Origin of the sequence: Streptomyces sp. ALB3 (assembly GCF_044385685.1) — a bacterium.
Taxonomy (GTDB): Bacteria; Actinomycetota; Actinomycetes; order Streptomycetales; family Streptomycetaceae; genus Streptomyces.
This window is the reverse complement of the sequence record NZ_JBISCE010000041.1, coordinates 332188-356099: the sequence shown is the minus strand read 5'-3', so window position 1 is coordinate 356099 and position 23912 is coordinate 332188. Positions and strand designations below refer to the sequence as shown.

Annotated in this window: 20 protein-coding genes and 1 other RNA gene; 19 read left to right on the top strand and 2 right to left on the bottom strand. The window is 71.4% G+C overall.

Annotated features, from left to right (window positions below; translation table 11 throughout):
- Positions 1–49: 49 nt before the first annotated feature.
- The 4 genes from ftsX to ssrA all read left to right on the top strand — a co-directional run bounded on the left by ftsX (position 50) and on the right by ssrA (position 3241).
- Positions 50–970: a permease-like cell division protein FtsX gene (gene ftsX, locus ACHFIV_RS28140; protein WP_398974717.1), complete on the top strand. Its 921-nt coding sequence runs from the start codon at positions 50–52 to the stop codon at positions 968–970.
- Positions 971–1038: 68 nt separating this feature from the next.
- Entirely contained in the window at positions 1039–2226 is a 1188-nt protein-coding gene (locus ACHFIV_RS28135; protein ID WP_398974716.1) for a S41 family peptidase, read from the top strand.
- An 18-nt stretch (positions 2227–2244) separates the two neighbouring features.
- Entirely contained in the window at positions 2245–2733 is a 489-nt protein-coding gene (gene smpB, locus ACHFIV_RS28130) for an SsrA-binding protein SmpB (RefSeq protein WP_398974714.1), read from the top strand.
- Positions 2734–2854: 121 nt separating this feature from the next.
- Positions 2855–3241: a transfer-messenger RNA gene (ssrA, locus tag ACHFIV_RS28125) on the top strand.
- 79 nt (positions 3242–3320) lie between these two features.
- Here ssrA and ACHFIV_RS28120 read toward each other — a convergent pair.
- The gene (locus ACHFIV_RS28120) at positions 3321–4526 is read right to left on the bottom strand and encodes an MFS transporter (protein WP_398974711.1); all 1206 of its coding nucleotides are present in this window, start codon (positions 4524–4526) and stop codon (positions 3321–3323) included.
- 83 nt (positions 4527–4609) lie between these two features.
- Between ACHFIV_RS28120 and ACHFIV_RS28115 the strand changes: the two genes are divergently transcribed.
- The 13 genes from ACHFIV_RS28115 to ACHFIV_RS28055 all read left to right on the top strand — a co-directional run bounded on the left by ACHFIV_RS28115 (position 4610) and on the right by ACHFIV_RS28055 (position 20896).
- Positions 4610–5581, top strand: a complete 972-nt coding sequence (locus ACHFIV_RS28115) for a LysR family transcriptional regulator (RefSeq protein ID WP_398974708.1) — start codon at positions 4610–4612, stop codon at positions 5579–5581.
- A gap of 168 nt (positions 5582–5749) precedes the next feature.
- A complete protein-coding gene (locus ACHFIV_RS28110) occupies positions 5750–6400 on the top strand; it encodes a hypothetical protein (protein WP_398974706.1) in 651 nt (216 codons plus the stop codon).
- A gap of 69 nt (positions 6401–6469) precedes the next feature.
- On the top strand, positions 6470–8599 hold the full coding sequence (locus ACHFIV_RS28105) for a glycosyltransferase (RefSeq protein ID WP_398974852.1): 2130 nt from the start codon (positions 6470–6472) through the stop codon (positions 8597–8599).
- Entirely contained in the window at positions 8596–10005 is a 1410-nt protein-coding gene (locus tag ACHFIV_RS28100; RefSeq protein WP_398974703.1) for an acyltransferase, read from the top strand. Before ACHFIV_RS28105 ends, ACHFIV_RS28100 begins: the two co-directional genes overlap by 4 nt.
- Positions 10006–10176: 171 nt before the next feature.
- Positions 10177–11517 (top strand): nitrate/nitrite transporter, encoded by a 1341-nt coding sequence (locus ACHFIV_RS28095; RefSeq protein WP_398974700.1) that lies wholly within the window; start codon positions 10177–10179, stop codon positions 11515–11517.
- Between the two features lie 130 nt (positions 11518–11647).
- Positions 11648–12793: a uroporphyrinogen-III synthase gene (locus ACHFIV_RS28090; RefSeq protein ID WP_398974698.1), complete on the top strand. Its 1146-nt coding sequence runs from the start codon at positions 11648–11650 to the stop codon at positions 12791–12793.
- A 20-nt stretch (positions 12794–12813) separates the two neighbouring features.
- Complete coding sequence (locus tag ACHFIV_RS28085) at positions 12814–13377, top strand: GNAT family N-acetyltransferase (protein ID WP_398974696.1); 564 nt, start codon at positions 12814–12816, stop codon at positions 13375–13377.
- A 156-nt stretch (positions 13378–13533) separates the two neighbouring features.
- A complete protein-coding gene (locus ACHFIV_RS28080; RefSeq protein WP_398974694.1) occupies positions 13534–14133 on the top strand; it encodes a CGNR zinc finger domain-containing protein in 600 nt (199 codons plus the stop codon).
- Positions 14134–14315: 182 nt separating this feature from the next.
- Positions 14316–14903, top strand: a complete 588-nt coding sequence (locus ACHFIV_RS28075) for a sigma-70 family RNA polymerase sigma factor (RefSeq protein ID WP_398974691.1) — start codon at positions 14316–14318, stop codon at positions 14901–14903.
- Complete coding sequence (locus ACHFIV_RS28070) at positions 14900–15775, top strand: zf-HC2 domain-containing protein (protein WP_398974688.1); 876 nt, start codon at positions 14900–14902, stop codon at positions 15773–15775. The genes ACHFIV_RS28075 and ACHFIV_RS28070 overlap by 4 nt, the downstream gene beginning before the upstream one ends.
- A 113-nt stretch (positions 15776–15888) precedes the next feature.
- Positions 15889–18258: a HelD family protein gene (locus ACHFIV_RS28065; protein ID WP_398974687.1), complete on the top strand. Its 2370-nt coding sequence runs from the start codon at positions 15889–15891 to the stop codon at positions 18256–18258.
- Between the two features lie 521 nt (positions 18259–18779).
- Entirely contained in the window at positions 18780–20213 is a 1434-nt protein-coding gene (locus ACHFIV_RS28060; RefSeq protein WP_398974684.1) for an NAD-dependent malic enzyme, read from the top strand.
- 401 nt (positions 20214–20614) lie between these two features.
- On the top strand, positions 20615–20896 hold the full coding sequence (locus ACHFIV_RS28055) for an HU family DNA-binding protein (RefSeq protein WP_003968811.1): 282 nt from the start codon (positions 20615–20617) through the stop codon (positions 20894–20896).
- A gap of 339 nt (positions 20897–21235) precedes the next feature.
- Here ACHFIV_RS28055 and murA read toward each other — a convergent pair whose 3' ends face one another.
- On the bottom strand, positions 21236–22576 hold the full coding sequence (gene murA, locus ACHFIV_RS28050) for a UDP-N-acetylglucosamine 1-carboxyvinyltransferase (protein ID WP_015608864.1): 1341 nt from the start codon (positions 22574–22576) through the stop codon (positions 21236–21238).
- A gap of 296 nt (positions 22577–22872) precedes the next feature.
- Between murA and ACHFIV_RS28045 the strand changes: the two genes are divergently transcribed.
- Together ACHFIV_RS28045 and ACHFIV_RS28040 are read left to right on the top strand one after the other, a co-directional pair.
- A complete protein-coding gene (locus ACHFIV_RS28045) occupies positions 22873–23493 on the top strand; it encodes a YqgE/AlgH family protein (protein ID WP_398974682.1) in 621 nt (206 codons plus the stop codon).
- 30 nt (positions 23494–23523) lie between these two features.
- Complete coding sequence (locus tag ACHFIV_RS28040; RefSeq protein ID WP_042837321.1) at positions 23524–23826, top strand: DUF3039 domain-containing protein; 303 nt, start codon at positions 23524–23526, stop codon at positions 23824–23826.
- Positions 23827–23912: the final 86 nt, after the last annotated feature.

Below are 23912 nucleotides of genomic sequence, written 5' to 3'. Positions count from 1 at the left end.
GCCGGCCCCTCTGAGCCTCTGCACGAGCATCGAGTACTGAAAGGACGCCATGCGCGCCCAGTTCGTCCTGTCGGAGATCGGCGTCGGTCTTCGTCGAAACCTCACGATGACCTTCGCGGTCGTGGTCTCCGTCGCCCTCTCGCTCGCCCTGTTCGGCGGTGCGCTGTTGATGCGCGAGCAGGTCAGCTCGATGAAGACCTACTGGTACGACAAGGTCAACGTCTCGATCTTCCTCTGCAACAAGAACGACGCCAAGGACGTGCCGAAGTGCGCCAAGGGCGCCGTCACGGCGGAGCAGAAGAAGGAGATCAAGGCCGACCTCGAGAAGATGGAGGCGGTCGAGAAGCCGGTCCTCTTCGAGACGGTCGACGAGGCCTACAAGCACTACCAGGAGCAGTTCGGCGACTCCCCGATGGCCGGCAACATCACGCCGGACCAGATGCAGGAGTCGTTCCGCGTCAAGCTGAAGGACCCGCAGAAGTACAAGGTGGTGGCGACGGCCTTCGCGGGCCGTGACGGCGTGCAGTCCGTCCAGGACCAGCGGAGCATCCTGGACAACCTCTTCGGACTGATGAACGGCATGAACGTGGCCGCGGTCTTCCTGATGGGGCTGATGCTGGTCATCGCGCTGATGCTGATCGTGAACACCGTCCGCGTCTCGGCGTTCAGCCGGAGACGGGAGACGGGCATCATGCGGCTGGTCGGGGCGTCGGGCTTCTACATCCAGATGCCGTTCATCATGGAGGCCGCGTTCGCCGGTCTGATCGGCGGACTGCTCGCCTGCGTGATCCTGATCGCCGCCAGGTACTTCCTGATCGACGGCGGTCTCGCCCTCCAGGAGAAGCTGAACCTGATCGACTTCATCGGCTGGGAGGCCGTGCTCACGAAGCTCCCGCTCGTGCTGGCGATCGGCCTCCTGATGCCCGCCGTCGCCGCCCTGTTCGCGCTGCGCAAGTACCTCAAGGTGTGACGAGCGCCCCGTCCCGCATGCGGCCAACAAGCCGTGTGCGGACGGGGCGTTGTCCTACACTCGGCCACATGCTGGGCCATACGTACCATTTGAAACCCCGCGGCCTCTGCCGCGGGGCGGCCCTGACGCTGGTTTTCGCGAGCGTGCTGGCCACCGCCGCTGCCACCGGGGCGCTGCCCCGGGAGGACGACGCGGGTACGGGGACGAGGACGCGAGCGGTCTCCTCCGCCGTCGGTTCCGTGGACCGCGAGGAGATCGCGGACGCGGTCGCCGACGCGCAGGCCGACGGCAAGTCCGCCACGGACGCCGCCGAGGAGGCCGTGAGCCGCAGCGGGGACCGCTGGGGCGCGGTGTACGACGAGCGGGAGTACGAGGAGTTCGAGCAGGCCCTCGACGGCTCCTACACCGGGGTGGGCATCTCCGCCCGCCGTCCGGCCCGCGGCGAGGTCACCGTGACCGGGGTCCAGCCCGGCGGGCCGGCGGACCGCGCGGGAGTGCGGAAGGGCGACCTGCTGCGCACCGTGGACGGCCGTCCGGTCGGGAAACGGCCCGTCGCCGAGGTGGTGGCGTTGCTCCGCGGGGACCGGACGAAGGCGGCCGAGGGCTCCTCCGTCGTCCTCGGGCTGAGCCGGGGCGGACACTCCTGGACCACGACCCTGCGCAGGGACCGGCTCCGGACGCAACCGGTGAGCGTGCGGCGCCTCGGCCGCACCCCCTCCTCCGCCGTGCTGATCAAGGTCGCCGCGTTCACCAAGGGCGCCGGCACCGCGGTTCGCGACGCCGTGGACGAGGCGCCCGGGGACGCCGGGATCCTCCTCGACCTGCGGGCCAACGCAGGCGGTCTGGTCAGCGAGGCCGTCACCGCGTCCTCCGCCTTCCTCGACGGCGGGCTCGTCGCCACCTACGACGTGCACGGCGAGCAGCGTGCCCTGTACGCCGAGCCCGGCGGTGACACCGACCGCCCCCTGGTCGTGCTCGTGGACGGCGGCACGATGAGCGCCGCCGAGCTGCTGACCGGCGCGCTGCAGGACCGGGGGAGGGCGGTGACCGTCGGGTCGCGCACTTTCGGCAAGGGGTCGGTCCAGATGCCCAGCAAGCTGCCGGGCGGGTCGGTGGCCGAGCTGACCGTCGGGCACTACCGCACTCCGGCGGGCCGCAGCGTCGAGGGAAGCGGCATCACGCCGGACGTCGGGGCGGGTCCGGAGGCCCAGCAGCGGGGCGAGACGGTATTGAGTGGCCTCGGGGGCGGGTCGTAGTGCGAAAATGACCGCACTATGGCCAAGGAAAAAGACACCGGGCGCAAGATGATTGCGCAGAACAAGAAGGCGCGGCACGACTACCACGTCCTCGACACCTACGAGTGCGGTCTCGTGCTGATGGGTACGGAGGTCAAGTCGCTGCGGATGGGCAGGGCGTCGCTGGTCGACGGCTTCGTCCAGATCGACGACGGGGAGGCGTGGCTGCACAACATCCACGTCCCCGAGTACGTGCAGGGCACGTGGACCAACCACGCGGCCAAGCGCAAGCGCAAGCTGCTCCTGCACCGGGCCGAGATCGACAAGCTGGCGTCCAAGTCGCAGGAGACCGGCCACACGATCGTGCCGCTCGCCCTGTACTTCAAGGACGGCCGGGTGAAGGTCGAGATCGCGCTCGCCAAGGGCAAGAAGGAGTTCGACAAGCGTCAGACGCTGCGCGAGAAGCAGGACACGCGGGAGACGAACCGGGCGATCGCGGCGGCCCGCCGGCGCCAGCGCAGCGCGTAGCCGCCACCCGGCCCGGGGCCCGTGCCCCGGCGCCGCCGGAATACGGTGGCATCCGCGTGCGTTGGTCACGTACGATGGGCCGTGCGCCTCAGCGAAGGCGTGCGATTTGAAAAATCAACATGGGGATGATCGGTTTCGACAGCGGATGTCGAAGCAGGGGAAGCGAGTCGAGGAAGCGGCAATGATCTCGTAAACCATATGTCGCAAACAATAATCGCCAATTCCAAGCGCGATTCCTCCGCCTTCGCCCTCGCTGCCTAATTAGCAGCTAGCGAAGACTCTGCGGAGTGTCAGCCCGGGAGTGGTCCCGGCCCGGATCCTGGCATCAACTAGGGATCTAAACTTCTAAGCCCGGTCACGGGGCCTAGAAGGAAATCAAACAGTGACTGGGCCTGTCGGAGGCTTGTTCGCGTGACCTCCGGGGCCGAGAAAAGCGTAGCGAACTGCACTCGGAGAAGCCCTGGTTCCGCACCGTTGGACGCGGGTTCGATTCCCGCCATCTCCACAGTTCCCATGTGAACGAGTACCCCGTTGCCCCTGGCAGCGGGGTACTCGTTTTTCCGGGGTCCTCCCGTATCCCCGTCCCCTCAGGCTCGGCGCGTTCCCACGGCCGCGACGGCCAGGGCGAGGGCGGCGGCGCACATCGGCGCCGCGTACCCGGTCGCCGTGCCGGAGTGCTCCACCAGCCAGCCTCCCGCCGCGGAGCCCGCCGCTATGCCGCCCAGCAGCGCCGTGACCGCCAGGGTCATCCCCTCGTTGAGCTGCGCCTGCGGGGTGAGCCGCTGGATCAGCGTCATGCCGGTGACCATGGTGGGCGCGGTGGCCGCCCCCGCCAGCAGCAGGCAGGCCGCCAGGACGAGCAGCGAATCGGTCGTGGCCGCCGCCAGCAGGGGGAGGGACATCAGCGCGGTCATCCCCGAGAGGCAGAGGAGCAGCCTGTGCCCGGCGCGTGCGGCGGGGCGCAGCGAGCCGTACAGCAGCCCGGCCGCACAGGAGCCCGCTGCCTGGAGCGCGAGGATCGCGCCTCCGGCATGGGCGATGGACACGACCTCCATCGCTCCGAAGACCGCTCCCGTCGCAAGGAACACGGCGAGCAGCGCGGGGACGCCCGGGGTCAGCAGGGGTGAGGGTGCCCGCGTTCCGGGAGCCACCGGCGGTTCGGTCGCACGCCGGGCCGCGAAGATCAGCACGCCCGTCATGAGGAGCACCGCGCCGGTGAGCGTGCCGGCCTCGGGGAAGAGCGCCCCGCACAGGGAGGCGGCGAGGACGGGTCCGAGCATGAAGCACAGCTCGTCGGCGGCCTGTTCGAAGGAGTTCGCCGTGTGCAGGGCCGCCGGGTCGCCCCGGTGCAGGTGGGCCCAGCGTGCCCGGGACATGCCCCCGGTGTTGGGGGTGGTGGCCGTGGCGGCGTAGGCGGCGAAGAGGGTCCAGACCGGCGCGTCGTAGTGCACGCAGATCACCAGGGCGAGCGAGCCGAGGACCGCGACCGCGGTGGCGGGCACCGCGATCCTGGCCTGGCCGTACCGGTCGACGAGGCGCGCCGTCCACGGGGCGACCACGGCGGTCGCGGCCAGCCCGGTCGCGGTGACGGCCCCGGCCAGGGCGTACGAACCGTGCGCCCCGGCGATCATGATGACGGCGCTGACGCTGAACATCCCCATGGGCAGCCTGGCGAGAAGACCGCCCGCGGTGAACGCGCGCGCCCCGGGGGTGGCGAGCAGCCGGAGGTACGGATTGGACGGGACGGCGGCGGGCGGTGCGGCGGGAGCCGGGGCGGCGGTTTCGTGGGACACACGACCACCCTGGGATCACGGGGCCCAGGGCGTCCAACACCTGATCCGGAGGCATTGACGCACTTCTGTTGTAAATTGGCCCGGTGGCCGCACCCGACACCGATCCCCGGCTCCTCCGCGCCTTCGTCGCCGTGGCCGAGGAACTGCACTTCACCCGCGCCGCCGCCCGGCTCCATGTCGCGCAGCAGGCGCTGAGCCGGGACATCCGCCGGCTGGAGCGCGAGCTGCGCGGTGAGCTCTTCCTCCGCACCACCCGGCAGGTGTCGCTCACCCCGGACGGGGAGCGCCTCCTTCCGCACGCGCGCCGGGTGCTCGACGCCCACGCCGCGCTCTCCGCCGCCTTCGCCGACCCGGCGGCCCGCCCCCTGCTCGTCGACCTCAACACGGACGGGATGACGGCGGCCCGGGTGCTGGCCAGGGCGCGGGAGCTCGCGCCGGAGTGCGAGCTGATGGCGCGCTTCGAGAGCGGACTGACCTGGGCGGCCGGCGAGGTGGTCGCCGGGCGGCTCGACGTCTCCTTCGGGCGCGCCGCCGGGCTCGGTCCCGCCGTGCTCGCCCGGCTCTCCGTACAGCCGGTGCGTTACGAGCCGATGGCCGTTCTCCTGCCGCACGGTCACCCGCTGGCCGGTCGCGAGGAGGTCGCCATGAGTGACCTGGCCGGTGAGACCGTCTACGCGGGGGCCGGCAATGCGCGCACGCTCGAGTGGACGGATCTCGCATCCGCACTCTTCGCGGAGTGGGACATCGTCCTGGCGCCACCGGCTCCGCTCGCCGTCGGAGTGGCCGAATTCCAGCGGGTCATGGCCAAGACGGGGAACCCCGTACTGGCCGTCGCCGGTTTCCCGTCGCTGCCGGGGACGGTGTTGCGGCCACTCGTGCGGCCGGTGCCGCTCTCTCCCCTGCTGATGGTCTGGCGCAGAGGGCTCGATCACCCCGGGCTGACCGCATTGCGGGCGGCGGCTGCCGAACTCGCTGGGAAGGAGGGATGGTTGGCGCGACCATCCACCTCCTGGCTGCCTGCCGCCGATGTGTCACTCATGCGTAACCGTTCATGAGCAACAAGTGACATCGCCCTGTGCGTGACGTCGGCGTGCGCTACTCTCGGTGCTTCTTCGGGTGCACGGTGTCAGTGGCGCGCGGACGGGTGGGGGCCCGGACCGACAGCGGAATTCCAGCCATTTCCCGCGCATCTGTTTCCTTGAGTGGGGGAAGTGCGAACACCTGTGGAAAATTGGCGTGAAGGTACCCGAACCGGGCACACGCACGAGCCGAACGACGTGACCGTCCAGCTGGACGGACTGGGCCGTCAGCTCTCCGAACTACCTGTTGAACCCGGCCCTCCGGACCCTGCGGACGGTCCGGTGTTCGTCGACGAGAGCGGCCGCCGCAGCAAGACGTACCGGCGGGTGGGCTGGGTGCTCGCCGTCGTCTGCGCGGTCTACGCGGTGACGCTCGTGGTCGCCGTGCTCGGCGGGAACTCCTCCGCACCCTGGCTGCCGCTCTCCGGCCAGGACGAGAGGCGTGCGGAGGAGATCGAGGTGCGGCCGGCCCCGCGTACCGACGTCGTGTCCGAGAGACCTGGAGCGACGCCCAGCGCCCCGGTACCGGTTCCCGGTGCCGACGCGGTCTCCCCGCCGGACGGTGCCACCGCGTCCCGCCGGCCCGGCCCCGGCGCCCGCGCCTCGGCGCCCCTGACCAGCAAGTCCCCTGGGGACTCCGCCTCTTCGGCTCCCGCTCCGGGTGACTCCGTCTCCGAGCGGCCGACCGGTGAGCCGTCTCCGTCGCTCACGCCGGAGCCGCCCGTCGAAGAGAGCCCGCCGACGTCCCCGGATCCCTCGGACGTACCGGTGCAACCAGAAGAAGGCGTTCAGTAGATGACACCCCCCGTTTCGCGGGGCAGGCCCGACCGGAAGAAGAAGCGGACCGTCAGGCGCAGACCTCCCATGCGCTATCTGCTTCCGTCGCTCCTTCTTGTGGCCTTGCTCGCCATGCTCATGCTGCGTGGATACGTGCACAGCGAGATCCTCGCCGACCACCGGGTCCAGGCCCCCGCTCCCACCACCCAGGTACCGGACGAGGTGCTCGAAGGCGGTCCGGTGATCGACGCCCGCACCGCGGGTGAGGCCGCCGAGACGCTCCGGATACCCGATCACAAGATCGTCCTGACCTTCGACGACGGACCCGACCCGGTGTGGACCCCGCGGGTCCTGGACGAGCTCAGGAAACACCACGCGCAGGGCGTCTTCTTCGTCACCGGCACCATGGCCGCGCGCCACCCGGACCTCGTGGAGCGGATGGTCGACGAGGGGCACGAGATCGGGCTGCACACCTTCAACCACCCCGACCTCTCCTTCCAGTCCACCGGCCGCATCGACTGGGAGCTCTCCCAGAACCAGCTGGTCCTGGCGGGCGCGGCCGACATCCGCACCTCCTTGTTCCGGCCTCCGTACTCCTCGTTCGCCGACGCCATGGACAACCGGTCCTGGCCGGTCACGCGGTACATCGGGAGCCGCGGCTACCTCACCGTCGTCAACAACACCGACAGTGAGGACTGGAAGCGCCCCGGCGTCGACGCGATCATCGAGCGCGCCACGCCGGAGCGCGGCAAGGGCGCCGTCATCCTGATGCACGACTCCGGCGGCGACCGGTCCCAGACCGTCGCCGCGCTGGCCGAGTTCCTGCCGCAGATGAAGAAGAGGGGCTACGACTTCACCAACCTGACCTCGGCACTCGGCGCCCCCAGCGCGCACACCCCGGTCACCGGGTTCGCGCTCTGGAAGGGCAAGGCCTTCATAGGCGCCGTGGCGATCTCCGAGCGCGTCACCGGCGCCCTGGTGGCCGGCCTCGCGGTCATCGGCGTCCTGGTGATGGTCCGCTTCGGGCTGATGCTGCTGCTCTCCTTCCTCCACGCCAGGAAGGTGCGCCGCAGCGACTTCAGCTGGGGCGAGCCGGTCACCCGCCCGGTGTCGGTCCTCGTGCCCGCGTACAACGAACGCGAGTGCATCGAGGCCACCGTGCGGTCGCTGGTGGCCGGCGACCATCCGATCGAGGTCGTCGTCATCGACGACGGTTCGACGGACGGCACGGCCGACCTCGTCGAAGCGATGGGGATCCCGGACGTCCGGATCGTGCGCCAGCGCAACGCCGGCAAGCCCGCGGCCCTCAACAACGGCATCGCCCACGCGCGTCACGACATCGTCGTGATGATGGACGGGGACACCGTCTTCGAACCCTCCACGGTGCGCGAGCTCGTGCAGCCGTTCGCCGACCCCCGCGTCGGAGCGGTCGCCGGCAACGCCAAGGTCGGCAACCGCGACTCGCTGATCGGCGCCTGGCAGCACATCGAGTACGTGATGGGCTTCAACCTCGACCGCAGGATGTACGACCTCCTGGGCTGCATGCCCACCATCCCAGGGGCGGTCGGCGCCTTCCGCCGGGACGCGCTGGACCGGATCGGCGGCATGAGCGAGGACACCCTCGCCGAGGACACCGACGTCACGATGGCGCTGCACCGCGACGGCTGGCGCGTCGTCTACGCGGAGGACGCCCGGGCCTGGACGGAGGCCCCCGAGTCCGTGCAGCAGCTGTGGTCGCAGCGATACCGCTGGTCCTACGGCACGATGCAGGCGATCTGGAAGCACCGCCGCGCGGTCATCGAGCGGGGGCCCTCGGGGCGCTTCGGACGGGTCGGACTGCCGTTCGTCTCCCTGTTCATGGTCGTCGCCCCGCTGCTGGCGCCCCTCATCGACGTGTTCCTGCTGTACGGACTGGTCTTCGGCCCCACGGGGAGGACGGTCGCGGCCTGGTTCGGAGTCCTGCTGGTGCAGGCCGTCTGCGCCGCGTACGCCTTCCGGCTCGACCGGGAGCGTATGACCCACCTGATCTCCCTGCCGCTCCAGCAGATCCTCTACCGGCAGCTGATGTACGTCGTCCTGCTCCAGTCCTGGATCACCGCTCTCACCGGCGGCCGGCTGCGCTGGCAGAAGCTGCGGCGCACGGGCGTGGTGGAAGCGCCGGGCGGCACACCCAACCGTCGCAAGGACGCGGCCAGAGACCGGAGGCCGGTGGCATGAAGTACCCCCACCGGCCCCGGCGGGACGGCCCCGGCCACGAGCCCGGCCCCTGGCCGGCGACCGGCTCCTTACAGCCGCAGCGCCATGACGCCCGGACGGTGTCGCAGCAGGGCGGTGCCCACCCGGCGCACGCCGGCGTCCCGCACGCCGCTCCGCTGCCTGCTCCCCACGTGGCCGCCCCGGCGGCGCACCCGGAGCACGCCCCCGTCTCCGCCCCCGCGCCGCACCCGGGCCGGGCGCCTGCCGCCCCGGGCTCCGCCGCCGAGGCATCCGCGTCCCGTGCCAGGCCCGGGCGGGACCGCTACCTCGACCTGCTCAGGGCCGTGGCCCTCGTGCGCGTCGTCGTCTTCCACCTGTTCGGCTGGGCCTGGCTGACCGTCCTCTTCCCGTCCATGGGCGTGATGTTCGCCCTGGCCGGTTCGCTGACGGCCCGCTCGCTGGCCAGGCCGGCCGGCGGCGTCATCCGTGGCCGGCTGCGCAGGCTGCTGCCCCCGGTGTGGGCGTTCTCGCTGGTCGTGGTGCCGGTGATGTTCGCGCTGAGCTGGCAGCCCGTCCGGGAGGAAGGGATCTGGTGGTTCATCAGGATCGGCAGCTACCTCTTCCCGGCCGGCTCCCCGCCCTACCCCGGGGAGAGCGGCTCGGCCGGCGGATGGCTGGAGCTGACCTGGGCGGACCAGGCGGCGGGACCGCTCTGGTACGTCCGGGCCTATCTCTGGTTCGTGCTCGCCTCGCCGCTGCTGCTCAAGGCGTTCCGCAGGCTTCCGTGGGTCACGCTGCTCGCCCCGCTCGCCCTCACCGCCGTGATCGGCACCGGTCTCGTGACCGTTCCCGGCACGTTCGGCGAGGGGCTCGTCGACTTCACCGTGTTCGGATCATGCTGGGTCCTGGGATTCGCCCACAACGACGGGCTGCTGAAGGAGACGCCGCGCTATCTGGCGGTCTCGTCCGCCGCCCTCGTCATGGGCTTCGGGCTGTGGTGGGCGTCCGGGCACCTCACCGCGGAGGGCTGGAACCTCGACGAGATCCCGCTCGCCCAGGCCACGTGGTCCCTCGGCTTCTGCGCGATCCTCCTCGTCTACGCCCCGTCCTGGCAGCAGCTCCCCGGCAGGCTCGCCCGCTGGGACAGCCTGGTCACCCTGGCGAACAACAGGGCCGTGACGATCTATCTGTGGCACAACCTGCTGCTGATGGCCGCCGCGCACCTCGTGGACGGGCTCTGGTCCGTTCCGTGGTTCGGCGACGCCTTCGGCACGTACGTCGAACGGTCGTACGAGGTGTTGGTCCTGATCGCCGTATGGCCGCTCATAGGGCTCGCCATCCTGGCGTTCGGCTGGGTCGAGGACGTCGCCGCCGCGCGCAGACCGCGCCTGTGGCCGGACGGGGGAGGCCGGGCGCGCGGGGCCTGACCGGTCAGGGGGTGCGGCGGGCCCGGTCCACCGCACCCCGGCGCCGGGCTCACCGCGCCCCTCCCGGCCGAGTGAGAGCAAGGTTGCGCACCGGTCACCTCACGGCACCGCGCCGAAACGCGGACTCCCTAGCGTCGGAGGACAACACCCCGACCCCTGTGGAGGCGCGTGATGGCCGGTCGTTGGATCGAGCAGTGGGAGCCGGAGGACGAGACCTTCTGGCGTGAGACGGGTGAGAGGACCGCCCGGAGGAACCTGTGGTTCTCCGTACTGTCCGAGCACATCGGGTTCTCGGTCTGGTCCCTGTGGTCCGTCATGGTCCTCTTCATGGGCCCCGAGTACGGTGTCGACCCGGCCGGCAAGTTCTTCCTGATCTCCACCGCCACCCTGGTCGGCGCCCTCGTCAGGGTGCCGTACACCTTCGCGGTCGCGGTCTTCGGCGGGCGCAACTGGACCATCTTCAGCGCGCTGTCGCTCCTGCTCCCGACGATCGCCGCCTTCTGGGTGATGGAGCCGGGCACCTCCTACACCACGTTCCTCGTCGTCGCCGCGCTCACCGGCATCGGGGGCGGCAACTTCGCCTCCTCGATGACGAACATCAACGCCTTCTTCCCGCTGCGCAAGAAGGGGTGGGCTCTCGGCCTCAACGCGGGCGGCGGCAACATCGGCGTCCCGGTCGTCCAGCTCATCGGCCTGCTGGTGATCGGCACGGCGGGCGCCGCCCACCCGCGGATCGTGCTCGGGGTGTACATACCGCTGATCATCGTCGCCGCGCTCGGCGCCGCGCTGCGGATGGACAACCTGCGGCCCGTCCAGAACGACACCGGGGCGGCGCTCCAGGCAGCACGTGAGCCGCACACCTGGATCATGGCGGTGCTCTACATCGGCACCTTCGGCTCCTTCATCGGCTACAGCTTCGCCTTCGGGCTCGTCCTGCAGACCCAGTTCGGCCGTACTCCGCTGCAGGCCGCCTCGCTCACCTTCATCGGCCCGCTGCTCGGTTCCCTGATCAGGCCCGCGGGCGGCTGGCTCGCCGACCGGTACGGCGGTGCGCGGATCACCCTGTGGAACTTCGCGGCCATGGCCGCGGCGACCGGTGTGGTCGTCCACGCCTCCCGCATCGAGTCCCTGGCGGTCTTCCTCGTCGGCTTCATCGCGCTGTTCGTGCTGACGGGACTGGGCAACGGCTCCACGTTCAAGATGATCCCGGGCATCTTCCACGCGCAGGGACTCGCCAAGGGGCTGCGCGGCGAGGAGGCGGCGGCGTACGGACGGCGGCTCTCCGGCGCGGCCATGGGGCTCATCGGGGCGGTCGGTGCCCTGGGCGGTCTGGCGATCAACCTCGCCTTCCGTCAGTCCTTCGCGACCTCGGGTGCCGGGACGGCCGCCTTCTGGTCCTTCCTCGGCTTCTACGCCGTCTGCTTCACCCTCACCTGGGCGGTATACCTTCGGCGTACCGGGCGTACCGAAGCGGTGGCCGCGAAGCCCCAGCTCAGCTATGCCGAGGTGTGAGCGCCACCACAACGTGTCGCAGGACGTAACGGGCGGGAAATACAGGAGAACCGAGACTGTCACGCAGGGTTGACAGTCTCGGTCCTCCGCATCATCGAGCACCAGCGGGACGAGAGCCGGGTATCACGCCATGCACGACGACGACGCACAGCACGGGCCCCTGGCGGGCTTCACGGTCGGGGTGACCGCAGCCCGTCGCGCCGAGGAACTCGGCACCCTCCTCACGCGCAGGGGGGCCGCGGTCCTGCACGCGCCCGCGCTGCGGATCGTTCCGCTCGCGGACGACAGCGAACTGCTGGCCGCCACCAAGGAACTGATCGACAACGCACCCGACGTCGTGATCGCGACCACCGCCATCGGCTTCAGGGGATGGGTGGAGGCCGCCGACGGCTGGGGGATCGGTGACGCCCTCCTCGACCTGCTGCGCGGCATAGAGCTGCTCGCCCGCGGCCCCAAGGTCAAGGGCGCCATCCGGGCGGCCGGGCTCACCGAGGCGTGGTCCCCGCAGTCGGAGTCGATGGCGGAGGTCCTGGACAGGCTGCTGGGCGAGGGGGTGTCCGGCCGCCGGATCGCCCTCCAGCTGCACGGTGAGCCGTTGCCCGGCTTCGTCGAGTCGCTCCGGGCGGCGGGCGCCGAGGTCGTCGGCGTACCCGTCTACCGGTGGATGCCCCCGGAGGACATCGCCCCGCTCGACCGGATGCTCGACGTCACCGTCGCCCGTGGCCTGGACGCCCTCACCTTCACCAGTGCCCCCGCCGCCGCCTCCTACCTGAACCGGGCGGAGGCCCGCGGCATGCTCCCGGAGGTACTGGCGGCCCTGAGCCACGACGTCGTCACCGCCTGCGTCGGGCCGGTCACCGCGCTGCCGCTGCAGGAGAAGGGCGTCGACACCCTCCAGCCGGAACGCTTCCGGCTGGGCCCGCTCGTGCAGGTGCTCTGCGCCCAGCTGCCGGCCCGGGCCCGTACGCTTCCCGTCGCCGGCCACCTGGTCGAGATCCGTGGCCACGCGGTGCTCGTCGACGGCGCCCTGCGCCCGGTGCCACCGGCCGGAATGGCCCTGCTGCACACGCTGGCCCGCAAGCCGGGCTGGGTCGTCTCGCGCGCCGACCTGCTGCGGGCGCTGCCCGGCAGCGGTACCGACGAGCACGCGGTGGAGACGGCGATGGCCCGGCTGCGTACGGCGCTCGGCGTGCCGCGGCTGATCCAGACGGTCGTCAAGCGGGGTTACCGGCTGGCGCTGGACCCCTCGGCGGACACCAAGTACGACACTCCCTGACCGGTCGGTACCGTGCGGGAATGATCAATGACGTCCATGTGCTGACCGACGGTGTCCGGCTGAGGCCCGCGGCCCTCGGTGACGCGGAGTCCTTCGCGGAGACCCTGACGCGCAGCCGTGCCCACATGCGGCGCTGGGACCCCGTGCGGCCCGAGGCCTTCTACACCCCCGAGGGCCAGTCCCGACGGCTGGCCGCCCTGCTGGCCGACCGGGACGCGGGGCGTGCCATGCCCTGGGTGCTGGCCGACGACGAGGACCGGGTCGTGGGGGCGATGACGCTCGCCTCCATCGAGCACGGGCCGTTCCGCAACGCCAGGCTCGGCTACTGGATCGACGTCGGCCACGTGGGCCGGGGCCTGGCCACCGCCGGGGTCGGCCTGGTCTGCGGGCTGGCACGCGACGGCCTCGGGCTGCACCGCGTCGAGGCCGGCACGGTCGTGGACAACACGGCCTCGCAGCGGGTGCTGGCCAAGTGCGGATTCGAGCTCTACGGCACGGCGCCGCGCTATCTCCACATCAACGGTGCGTGGCAGGACCACCGGATGTTCCAGCGCATCCTGCACGACGGCCCGCCGCAGCACTGACGCCTCCGGTGGCCCCGGGCCGTCGGGACGCTCCCCCGCCCCGGGGGACGGGACGGTGGTGGCCGGCCCGGCAGGAGGGGTTCCGGGGCGGGCCGGTTGCGGGCACTCTGGTGGGGACCCTCCCCTCACAGGTGACCCCGAGGCGGTGACAGGCTCATGGCGACGGTCTCGGGCGCGTCCGGCCGGCGGTTCGACACGGGCCGGGTGTGTCTGGACCTGGTGGCGACCGGTGCCGCCGCCTCGGGAGGGTGCGAGCGGCTCGACGGCCCCGCGCGTCTCGCCGAATGGCTGGTGGCCTCGCGCCTGGTGCCGTGCGGAACGCCGCTGGCGGCCGTGGACGAGACCTGGGTGGCGCGCTTCCGGCAGTTGCGCACGGGCATCGACCGGCTGATGGCGGCCCAGCTGACCGGTGAAGGCGCCGATCACGCACTGGAGCGCGTCAACGCGCTGGCGGCGGGCGCCCCGCCCGGCCTGCGGGCCGTGCGGGGGCAGGGCGGGGTACTCGTGCGGACGCTGAGCGCGGACCCGGCGTGCGGGGCGCTGCTCGCGGCGGTCGCCCGGGACGCGGTGGACCTGCTGACGGACCCGGTCGCGCGGGCGGGGCTGCGCCGGTGCGAGGGCGATGCCTGCGGGCGGCTCTACCTGGACACCTCCCGGGGGCGGCGGCGCCGCTGGTGCTCCAGCGAGGTCTGCGGCAACCGGGAGAGGGTGGCCCGGCACCGGCGCCGCGTGAAGGCCGATTCCGTGACCCCGTGACCGTGATCCGCTGACGCCCTGACGCCGCGATCCCTGACGCCGACGGCGTGGACCCGCCGGAGTTCGCGCACGGCCCCGGACCGGGCGCCCCGAAAGAAAGTCGGGCGCGCGTTGAATGAACCGGGGCCCGTTCCCGTACCGATGACCACAGAGCTCGACAGGGTCTCGACCGGGAGGTTCGTGTGCGCAAGGATGCGGCCGTGGCCGACGACCGTCCGCACAGGGCTCGACATCGCAGTGCGCCGCCCCGCCCCCTCTCCGACGTCCCCGACGAGGAGCTGATGCGGGCGCTGTACCGCGAACACGCCGGCCCGCTGCTCGCCTACGTCCTCCGTCTCGTCGCGGGTGACCGTCAGCGGGCCGAGGACGTGGTGCAGGAGACGCTCATACGGGCCTGGAAGAACGCCGGTTCGCTCAACCGGGCGACCGGCTCCGTCCGCCCCTGGCTGGTGACGGTCGCCCGGCGCATCGTCATCGACGGCCACCGCAGCCGGCAGGCCCGGCCGCGCGAGGTCGACCCGTCGCCGCTGGAGGTCATTCCCGCGGAGGACGAGATCGACAAGGCGCTGTGGCTGATGACGCTCTCCGACGCCCTCGACGATTTGACCCCGGCCCACCGGGAAGCATTGGTCGAGACCTACTTCAGGGGCCGTACGGTGAACGAGGCCGCGGAGGTGCTGGGCATCCCCAGCGGAACCGTGCGGTCACGGGTGTTCTACGCGCTCCGTTCCATGAAGCTCGCACTCGAAGAGAGGGGGATCACGGCATGAACGACGGCGCATGGCAGCCCTTCGGGCCCCCGCCCGCCGGTCCCCGCGGGCCCTCGGGTCCGTCCGGCCCGCCGGGTCCCGCCGACGGCCTCTTCGCCTCCCCCGCGGAGGACCCGGCGCACGACGCCGCCGGCGCCTACGCGCTGGGCATCCTCGACGACGCCGAGGCGGGCGCCTTCGAGGCACACCTGGCCGGCTGTGCGCGCTGTGCGGCCCATCTCGACGAGTTCGCCGGGATGGAGCCGATGATGGCGATGCTGGCGGAGTCACCGGCCGCCGTCCCGGGCGCCCGCCCGGTCCCGCACGTACCGGAGCGACCGGGACCCCGGCTGCTGGACGGTCTGGTCGACGAGGTGGCGCGGAAGCGGTCGCAGCGGCGGCGGCGCGCCAGGTACCTGGTCGCCGCGGCGGCGGTCCTCGTGATCGGCGGCCCCGTGGTGGCGGTCACCGCCACGGCCGGCGAGGACTCGGGCCGGCGGACCGAGGCCGCCGGCCCGCACCCCACGAGCCCCGCCGAGGACGCCTTCTTCCACCACATGCCGGAGAAGCTGCGGGCGACCGATCCCGTCACCCGGGTCGACGCCACGGTCGGTATGGAGCCCAAGGCCTGGGGCACGCACACGGTCCTGGAACTGAAGAACGTGAAGGGCCCGCAGAAGTGCAGCCTGGTGGCCGTCTCCCGGAACGGCGACGAGGAGGTCGTCACCTCGTGGTCCGTACCGAAATGGGGGTACGGCATCGAGGACTCCCCCCACGCGAGCGCGCGGCGTCCGCTGTACGTCCACGGGGGTGCGGCGATGGCACGCGGCGACATCGACCGTTTCGAGGTCCGCACCTTCGACGGCGAGCGGCTGGTGGAGATCGGCGCCTGAGGGCCCTCCGTCCGGACACGGGGCCCGGAACACGATCCGAGCGGCAGGTGCGCTCGGGGCTCCCTTTCGCGTACGGTTGACGGCTGCCCGATGCACGTCAGAAGGGGGCCTCGGTGGCCGCGCAGGATGCCGCTGTCGATTCACTGCGGGACCGGGAAATCGGTGTCGAACAAGAACATCTGGACCGGGTCTACCGCCGTCTCGAAGAGAAGATCGACGAGGCGGAATTTCTCATGCAGGACGCCAGTAAACGGGGCCAGGTAGGAACCCCCGGGGCACTCGCCGAACGGGATGCGCAGGTCTTCCGTGCCGGAGTCCATCTCAACCGGCTGAACAACGAGTTCGAGGACTTCCTCTTCGGGCGGATCGACCTGCTGCGGGGCAAGGACGGCGAACGCGGCCCGGACGGCGCCTTCACCTCCGTGGAGGCGGCCGACGACGCGGTGGGGGAGGACGGCACCGCCGAGATCGCGGAGACCCTCCACATCGGCCGCATAGGAGTGCTCGACTCCGACTACGCGCCGCTGGTGATCGACTGGCGGGCGCCGGCCGCCGCGCCGTTCTACCGCTCCACGCCGAAGGACCCGGGCCGGGTCGTACGCCGCCGGGTCATCCGCTCCAAGGGCCGCAGGGTCCTCGGGGTCGAGGACGACCTGATGCGCCCGGAGCTGACCGCCCGGCTGGCGGGCGGCGAACTGCCCGTCGTCGGTGACGGTGCCCTGATGGCCGCGCTCGGCCAGGCCCGGAGCCACACGATGCGGGACATCGTCTCCTCGATCCAGGCGGAGCAGGACCTGGTGATCCGCGCCCCCGCCGCGTCCGTCACCGAGGTCTCCGGCGGACCCGGTACCGGCAAGACGGCGGTGGCCCTGCACCGGGCGGCGTACCTCCTCTACCAGGACCGGCGGCGCTACGCCGGCGGCATCCTCGTGGTCTCGCCCACCCCGCTCCTGGTCGCGTACACGGAGGGCGTGCTGCCCTCGCTCGGCGAGGAGGGCCAGGTCGCCATCCGTGCGGTCGGCTCGCTGTCCGACGAGGCCGCGGGGGCCGAGGGGGCGACCACGTACGACGAACCCGCCGTCGCCCGGATCAAGGGCTCGTCCCGGATGCTCCACGTGCTGCGCAAGGCGGCCCGCGGGGCGCTGGAGCAGCCCGCGCCCAGGCCGGCTCCTCAGGAGGGGCAGCTGGAGTTCGGGGACGCCCCGGCCGAGGCGGGCACTCCCACCCGCCTGCGGGTGGTGGCCTTCGGCGCCCGTATCGAACTGGAGGCGGACGAGCTCCGCCGTATCCGGCACAACGTCCTGGGCGGCACGGCGCCGGTCAACCTGCTGCGCCCGCGCGCCCGCAAACTGCTCCTGGACGCCCTGTGGAACAAGTCGTCGGGCCGGGGCCGCTACACCGACCCGGAGCTGGTGGCGGAGCTGCGCTCGTCGTTCGACGAGGACGTGTCCACCGAGACCCCGTTCCTCGCCTTCCTGAACGCCTGGTGGCCGGAACTCACCCCTCGCCGGGTGCTGGCCGCCATGTCCGACGAGCGGAGGCTGAACAGATGGGCCCGCCGGATCCTCAACCAGGGCGAGGTCCGTCGCCTCGCCCGTTCGCTGAGGCGGCTGGACGAGGACGGCAAGGGACCGCTGTCCGTCCATGACGTGGCCCTCCTGGACGAGCTGCAGACCCTGCTGGGCGCTCCGGCCCGTCCGAGGAGGAAGCGGGAGGCCGACCCGCTGGACCAGCTCACGGGCCTGGAGGAGCTGATGCCGCAGCGCGAGGAGACGCAGCGCGAGCGGGCCGAGCGGCTGGCGGCGGAGCGTACCGAGTACGCCCACGTCATCGTCGACGAGGCGCAGGACCTGACGCCGATGCAGTGGCGGATGGTCGGCCGTCGCGGCCGGCACGCCACCTGGACGATCGTCGGTGACGCGGCGCAGTCCTCGTGGTCGGACCCGGACGAGGCGTCCGCCGCCCGTGACGAGGCGCTCGGCAACCGCCCGCGGCGTCGGTTCACCCTCACCGTCAACTACCGCAACCCGGCGGAGATCGCCGAGCTCGCGGCGAAGGTGCTGGCGCTGGCCATGCCCGGGATGGAGTCCCCGGCGGCGGTCCGCTCGACGGGCGTGGAGCCCCGGTTCGAGACCGTACGGCACGGGGATCTCGCCTCGACCGTCCGCGAGGAGGCCCGCAGGCTGCTCGCGGAGGTGGACGGCACCATCGGTGTGGTCGTCGCGATGAACCGCCGCGCCGAGGCCCGCGCCTGGCTGGAGGAGCTCGGCGAGCGCGTCGTGGCGCTGGGCAGCCTGGAGGCGAAGGGCCTGGAGTACGACGCCACGGTGGTGGTCTCCCCGGCGGAGATCGCCGACGAGTCCCCGGCCGGACTCCGGGTGCTGTACGTGGCACTCACCCGGGCGACGCAGCAGCTCACCGTGATCTCCGGGGAGCGCGACATGCCGGACGAGGACGGTGTCCCGGACCTGTTGAGGGACTGACCTGCCGGAACCGCCCTCCCGGCCCGCCGCGGGGTGCCTGCCGGCGCCCGGGCACGGAGGCCCGTGCGGGGGACCGTGACGAGTCAACCCGTCGCACAGGATTCACTTCTCCGGGGTGTTTGTTAGCCTGGAGGCGGCACCGGTTCGATCCAAGCCCCCGGGCCCAACCTTCGTCGCTTCGAGCGACCACTTGCCGCGAGGCGAGCATGGCGGGCCGGTGCCACCTGAGAGTGGAAGGACAGACCCGCGTCACCTGTCGGTGGCGCGGGTCTGTTTGCGTTCACCCGGGTCCCGTTCCTGCCTGGTCGCCGTTTCCGCGGGTCGCACCATGTCTCCGGCCCCTTTCGTCGGTCGGCCGGGGTTACGCGGAGCGATGACTTCTCGTATGGTGGAAAAAACTTTCCGAAAGGTGGCAGTCATTACCTGCTACTCGTCGGTAGGTGCGACGATCGGAACGCACGTGCGGGGCCCGGCCCCGGTTGCGTGCGGCAACGAAGCTCAGGAAAGCGAAGGACTCGGCCATGGCAACGGCGCCCAGCGTCTCGTACTCGATGACGGTCAGGCTGGAGGTGCCCGCGAGCGGCACAGCGGTCTCCCAGCTCACCACGGCCGTGGAGTCCTCCGGCGGCTCCGTAACCGGCCTCGACGTGACCGCGTCCGGCCACGAGAAGCTGCGGATCGACGTCACGATCGCGGCGTCCTCGACCTCGCACGCGGACGAGATCGTCGAAGGCCTGCGGGACATCGAGGGCGTCATCCTCGGCAAGGTCTCCGACCGTACGTTCCTGATGCACCTCGGCGGCAAGATCGAGATGGCGTCCAAGCACCCCATCCGCAGCCGTGACGACCTCTCGATGATCTACACCCCCGGTGTGGCGCGGGTGTGCATGGCGATCGCCGAGAACCCCGAGGACGCGCGCCGGCTCACCATCAAGCGGAACTCCGTCGCGGTGGTCACGGACGGCTCGGCGGTGCTGGGTCTCGGCAACATCGGCCCGATGGCCTCGCTGCCCGTGATGGAGGGCAAGGCGGCCCTGTTCAAGCGCTTCGCCGGCATCGACGCCTGGCCGATCTGCCTGGACACGCAGGACACCGACGAGATCGTCGCGATCGTCAAGGCGATCGCCCCGGGCTTCGCGGGGATCAACCTCGAGGACATCTCCGCCCCCCGCTGCTTCGAGATCGAGGCACGGCTGCGCGAGGCCCTGGACATCCCCGTCTTCCACGACGACCAGCACGGCACCGCGATCGTCGTCCTGGCGGCGCTGACCAACGCGCTGCGCGTGGTGGGCAAGGCGATCGGTGACGTACGGGTCGTCATGTCCGGTGCCGGTGCGGCCGGTACGGCCATCCTGAAGCTGCTCATCGCCGCAGGCGTCAAGCACACGGTCGTCGCCGACATCCACGGCGTGGTGCACGCGGGCCGCGAGGACCTGGTGGACGCCACCCCGGACTCGCCGCTGCGCTGGATCGCCGACAACACCAACCCCGAGGGTGTCACCGGCACCCTCAAGCAGGCCGTCGCCGGCTCCGACGTCTTCATCGGCGTCTCCGCGCCCAACGTCCTGGACGGCACCGACGTCGCGGCCATGGCGGAGGGTGCGATCGTGTTCGCGCTCGCGAATCCGGACCCCGAGGTGGACCCGGCAATCGCCCGTGAGACGGCGGCGGTTGTCGCCACCGGACGCTCCGACTTCCCGAACCAGATCAACAACGTGCTGGTGTTCCCGGGTGTCTTCCGCGGTCTGCTGGACGCCCAGTCCCGCACCGTCAACACGGAGATGATGCTCGCCGCGGCCCGCGCCCTCGCCGACGTCGTCGCCGAGGACGAGGTGAACGCGAACTACATCATCCCGTCGGTCTTCAACGACAAGGTCGCGGGCGCCGTCGCGGGCGCCGTCAGGGAGGCCGCGAAGGCGGCCGGAGTCGCCGAGGCGGCACCCGACCCCGCGTAGGACCGTTTCCGCGGACGGCCCTGTCACACGCCGTCCGCGGGGGTCGGCCACGGCTCCCGCGGACGGTGCCGTAGCTCACGTCCGGGCGCTCCGTACGGCGCGTCGCGGGTCGCGGCGTCCCAAACGCCCCTTTAGGGTGGGCGGGCAGCGAGCCCCACAGGCCCGGCATCCGCTGCGGACCGCTCCGACAAGTCGACGGAACGTCATCACGGGCATCCGGTGGTGCTTTTCGTGCGATGTCGAGGGTTCCGGATTGGCGTTAGCGCCGCAGGTGGGGGCAGGATGCGTATTCGGGCGCGAGGGTCTGACAGCAGACCCGGGTCCGGGGACTGTCAGAGGGCCCTGGCAGCATCGGCTTCGATCTCACGCCTCACAGGCAAGAAGAACACGGGAGTACAAACATGAACCGCAGTGAGCTGGTGGCCGCCCTGGCCGACCGTGCCGAGGTGACCCGCAAGGACGCCGACGCCGTTCTGGCCGCCCTCGCCGAGACCGTCGGCGAGATCGTCGCCAAGGGCGACGAGAAGGTCACCATCCCCGGCTTCCTGACCTTCGAGCGCACCCACCGTGCCGCTCGCACCGCTCGTAACCCGCAGACCGGCGACCCGATCAACATCCCGGCCGGCTACAGCGTGAAGGTCTCCGCGGGCTCGAAGCTCAAGGAAGCCGCCAAGGGCAAGTAAGGCCCCCGAGGCGTCAGGAAGGGCGGCCGTCCCCACCGGGGGCGGCCGCCCTTCGGCGTACCGGGAGCGCGTCTGGGCGGGTGCTCGCCCCCTCGCACCCTTCGTACGGGCGCTGTGAGGCCGTCTGCGGCGTTCCGTCACCCCTTGGGCACCCGGACGTGGGAGCCCGCCTCGTTCGGCCCTGTACGGGCGTTCTGCGGCACTCGCCCGGAAGCCGGTGCCGGACACGGAGAAGTCCGCCGCCCCGGTCCCTCGTGAGGAGGGCCGGGGCGGCGGACTTCTGTGCGCGGGTGCGCGATGCTGTGTGCGGCAGCACCGTGCGTGCGTGCGGGCGGGACGTCAGACGAGTGAACCGCCTGGCAGCTCGACCTTCGCGCCGAGCTTCTCGAGCTTGTCCATGAAGTTCTCGTAGCCGCGGTTGATCAGGTCGATCCCGTGCACCCGGGACGTCCCCTGGGCCGCCAGGGCGGCGATCAGGTACGAGAACCCGCCGCGCAGGTCGGGGATGACCAGATCCGCGCCCTGGAGCTTCGTGGGCCCGGACACGACCGCCGAGTGCAGGAAGTTCCGCTGGCCGAACCGGCAGTCGGAGCCCCCGAGGCACTCGCGGTAGAGCTGGATGTGCGCACCCATCTGGTTGAGCGCCGAGGTGAAGCCGAGCCGGGACTCGTAGACCGTCTCGTGGACGATCGACAGTCCGGCGGCCTGGGTCAGGGCCACCACGAGCGGCTGCTGCCAGTCGGTCTGGAAGCCGGGGTGCACGTCCGTCTCCAGGGCGATGGCGTTCAGCGCGCCGCCCGGGTGCCAGAAGCGGATGCCCTCGTCGTCGATCTCGAAGGCGCCACCGACGCGGCGGAAGGTGTTGAGGAAGGTCATCATCGAGCGCTGCTGGGCGCCGCGCACATAGATGTTGCCCTCGGTCGCCAGTGCCGCGGACGCCCAGGAGGCGGCCTCCAGGCGGTCCGGGATCGCCCGGTGGGTGTAGCCGTCGAGCTTGTCGACACCCGTGATCCGGATGGTCCGGTCGGTGTCCATGGAGATGATCGCGCCCATCTTCTGCAGCACGCAGATGAGGTCCTCGATCTCCGGCTCGACGGCCGCGTTGGACAGCTCGGTGACGCCCTCGGCGAGCACGGCGGTCAGCAGCACCTGCTCGGTGGAGCCCACCGACGGGTACGGCAGCCGGATCTTCGTGCCCCGCAGTCGCTGGGGGGCCTCCAGGTACTGGCCGTCCGCCCGCTTCTCGATGGTCGCGCCGAACTGGCGGAGCACCTCGAAGTGGAAGTCGATCGGGCGCCCGCCGATGTCGCAGCCGCCGAGGCCGGGGATGAAGGCGTGGCCGAGACGGTGCAGCAGCGGACCGCAGAAGAGGATCGGGATGCGCGACGAGCCCGCGTGGGCGTCGATGTCGGCGACGTTCGCGCTCTCGACGTGGGACGGGTCGAGGATGAGTTCGCCCGGCTCGTCGCCGGGACGGACGGTCACGCCGTGCAGCTGCAGCAGCCCCCGGACCACCCGCACGTCGCGGATGTCGGGAACGTTGCGGAGCCGGCTGGGCCCACTGCCGAGCAGTGCGGCGACCATTGCCTTCGGCACCAGGTTCTTGGCGCCTCGGACGCGGATCTCGCCCTCCAGCGGGGTGCCGCCGTGGACAAGCAGGACATCGTCTGTGCCGGTCATGTATCTCGCGTTCCGGAGTGGTCGGGCAGGGGGCCATGAAAAGGGTAATGGGCTCCGGCCCTCCTTCAGTAAGGCGACGGGGGTCTACGGGCGTCATGAAACCGCCACAACACGTTCCGCTCCCCGCCCCTTGCGGAGGGTCACCGTCCGGGTGGCCCGTCCACGAGCCCCACGCCCGTGCGCTTCCGTTGCGTCCGTGCGGCGTCCGTGCGCCCTGAGCTGCGGACGGGCGCCGGACGGGACGGGACGGGCCACTTGGTCCCCGCGGAGGGCGAAGATGCGGGATCATCTGTGCCATGACGGAGGTGTCCTCGCTCACAGGACGGCTGCTCGTGGCCGCGCCCGCCCTTGCGGACCCGAATTTCGACCGTGCGGTGGTGCTGCTCCTCGACCACGACGAGGAAGGCTCGCTCGGCGTGGTCCTGAACCGGCCGACCCCGGTCGGCGTCGGCGACATCCTGGCGTCCTGGGCCGGACTGGCCGGCGAGCCGGACGTCGTCTTCCAGGGCGGGCCGGTCTCGCTCGACTCCGCGCTGGGTGTGGCGCTGATCCCCGGGGACGAAGGCGCCGCGGTGGGCTCCCGGCTCCACCCGCGCGGAGGAGGGCCCTCCGCGGAGGAGGGAGCGCCCCTCGGCTGGCGGCGGGTGCACGGGGCGATCTGCCTGGTGGACCTGGACGCGCCGCCGGAGCTGCTGGCGGCGGAGCTCGGTTCGCTGCGGATCTTCGCCGGATACGCCGGCTGGGGCCCCGGTCAGCTGGAGACGGAACTGAAGGACGGCGCGTGGTACGTGGTCGAGTCCGAGCCCGGCGACGTCTCGTCACCACGCCCGGAGAATCTCTGGCGGGCGGTCCTGCGGCGCCAGCGCAGCGAACTGGCGATGATCGCGACGTATCCGGACGACCCTTCGCTGAACTGATGCGCGGAGCTTTCAGTACGCTTGGCAGTTATGAGCACTCTTGAGCCCGAGCGCGGGGCAGGTACGGGGACCCTCGTGGAGCCGACGCCGCAGGTGTCGAACGGCGACGGTGACCACGAGCGCTACGCCCATTACGTCCAGAAGGACAAGATCATGGCGAGCGCCCTTGAGGGCACTCCCGTGGTGGCACTCTGCGGCAAGGTCTGGGTCCCTGGGCGCGACCCCAAGAAGTATCCGGTCTGTCCCATGTGCAAGGAGATCTACGAGTCCATGGGCGCCGGCGGCGACAAGGACAAGGGCAAGGGCGGCAAGGACAACAGCGGCAAGAAGTAGCCCACCCGGTCTTTCGTCCGTTCGTCCCCTCGTCCGTCCCTGCCCCGACCACGGCCCCCGGGGTGCGCGTCACCGCGCACCCCGGG

Excerpts from the sequence above, each read along its gene's own strand:
- ftsX (WP_398974717.1), top strand. The coding sequence starts at position 50 with ATGCGCGCCCAGTTCGTCCTGTCGGAGATCGGCGTCGGTCTTCGTCGA.
- ACHFIV_RS28135 (WP_398974716.1), top strand. The coding sequence starts at position 1,039 with ATGCTGGGCCATACGTACCATTTGAAACCCCGCGGCCTCTGCCGCGGG.
- smpB (WP_398974714.1), top strand. The coding sequence starts at position 2,245 with ATGGCCAAGGAAAAAGACACCGGGCGCAAGATGATTGCGCAGAACAAG.
- ACHFIV_RS28105 (WP_398974852.1), top strand. The coding sequence starts at position 6,470 with ATGCGCTATCTGCTTCCGTCGCTCCTTCTTGTGGCCTTGCTCGCCATG.
- ACHFIV_RS28100 (WP_398974703.1), top strand. The coding sequence starts at position 8,596 with ATGAAGTACCCCCACCGGCCCCGGCGGGACGGCCCCGGCCACGAGCCC.
- ACHFIV_RS28095 (WP_398974700.1), top strand. The coding sequence starts at position 10,177 with ATGGCCGGTCGTTGGATCGAGCAGTGGGAGCCGGAGGACGAGACCTTC.
- ACHFIV_RS28090 (WP_398974698.1), top strand. The coding sequence starts at position 11,648 with ATGCACGACGACGACGCACAGCACGGGCCCCTGGCGGGCTTCACGGTC.
- ACHFIV_RS28085 (WP_398974696.1), top strand. The coding sequence starts at position 12,814 with ATGATCAATGACGTCCATGTGCTGACCGACGGTGTCCGGCTGAGGCCC.
- ACHFIV_RS28080 (WP_398974694.1), top strand. The coding sequence starts at position 13,534 with ATGGCGACGGTCTCGGGCGCGTCCGGCCGGCGGTTCGACACGGGCCGG.
- ACHFIV_RS28070 (WP_398974688.1), top strand. The coding sequence starts at position 14,900 with ATGAACGACGGCGCATGGCAGCCCTTCGGGCCCCCGCCCGCCGGTCCC.
- ACHFIV_RS28060 (WP_398974684.1), top strand. The coding sequence starts at position 18,780 with ATGGCAACGGCGCCCAGCGTCTCGTACTCGATGACGGTCAGGCTGGAG.
- ACHFIV_RS28055 (WP_003968811.1), top strand. The coding sequence starts at position 20,615 with ATGAACCGCAGTGAGCTGGTGGCCGCCCTGGCCGACCGTGCCGAGGTG.
- murA (WP_015608864.1), bottom strand. The coding sequence starts at position 22,576 with ATGACCGGCACAGACGATGTCCTGCTTGTCCACGGCGGCACCCCGCTG.
- ACHFIV_RS28045 (WP_398974682.1), top strand. The coding sequence starts at position 22,873 with ATGACGGAGGTGTCCTCGCTCACAGGACGGCTGCTCGTGGCCGCGCCC.
- ACHFIV_RS28040 (WP_042837321.1), top strand. The coding sequence starts at position 23,524 with ATGAGCACTCTTGAGCCCGAGCGCGGGGCAGGTACGGGGACCCTCGTG.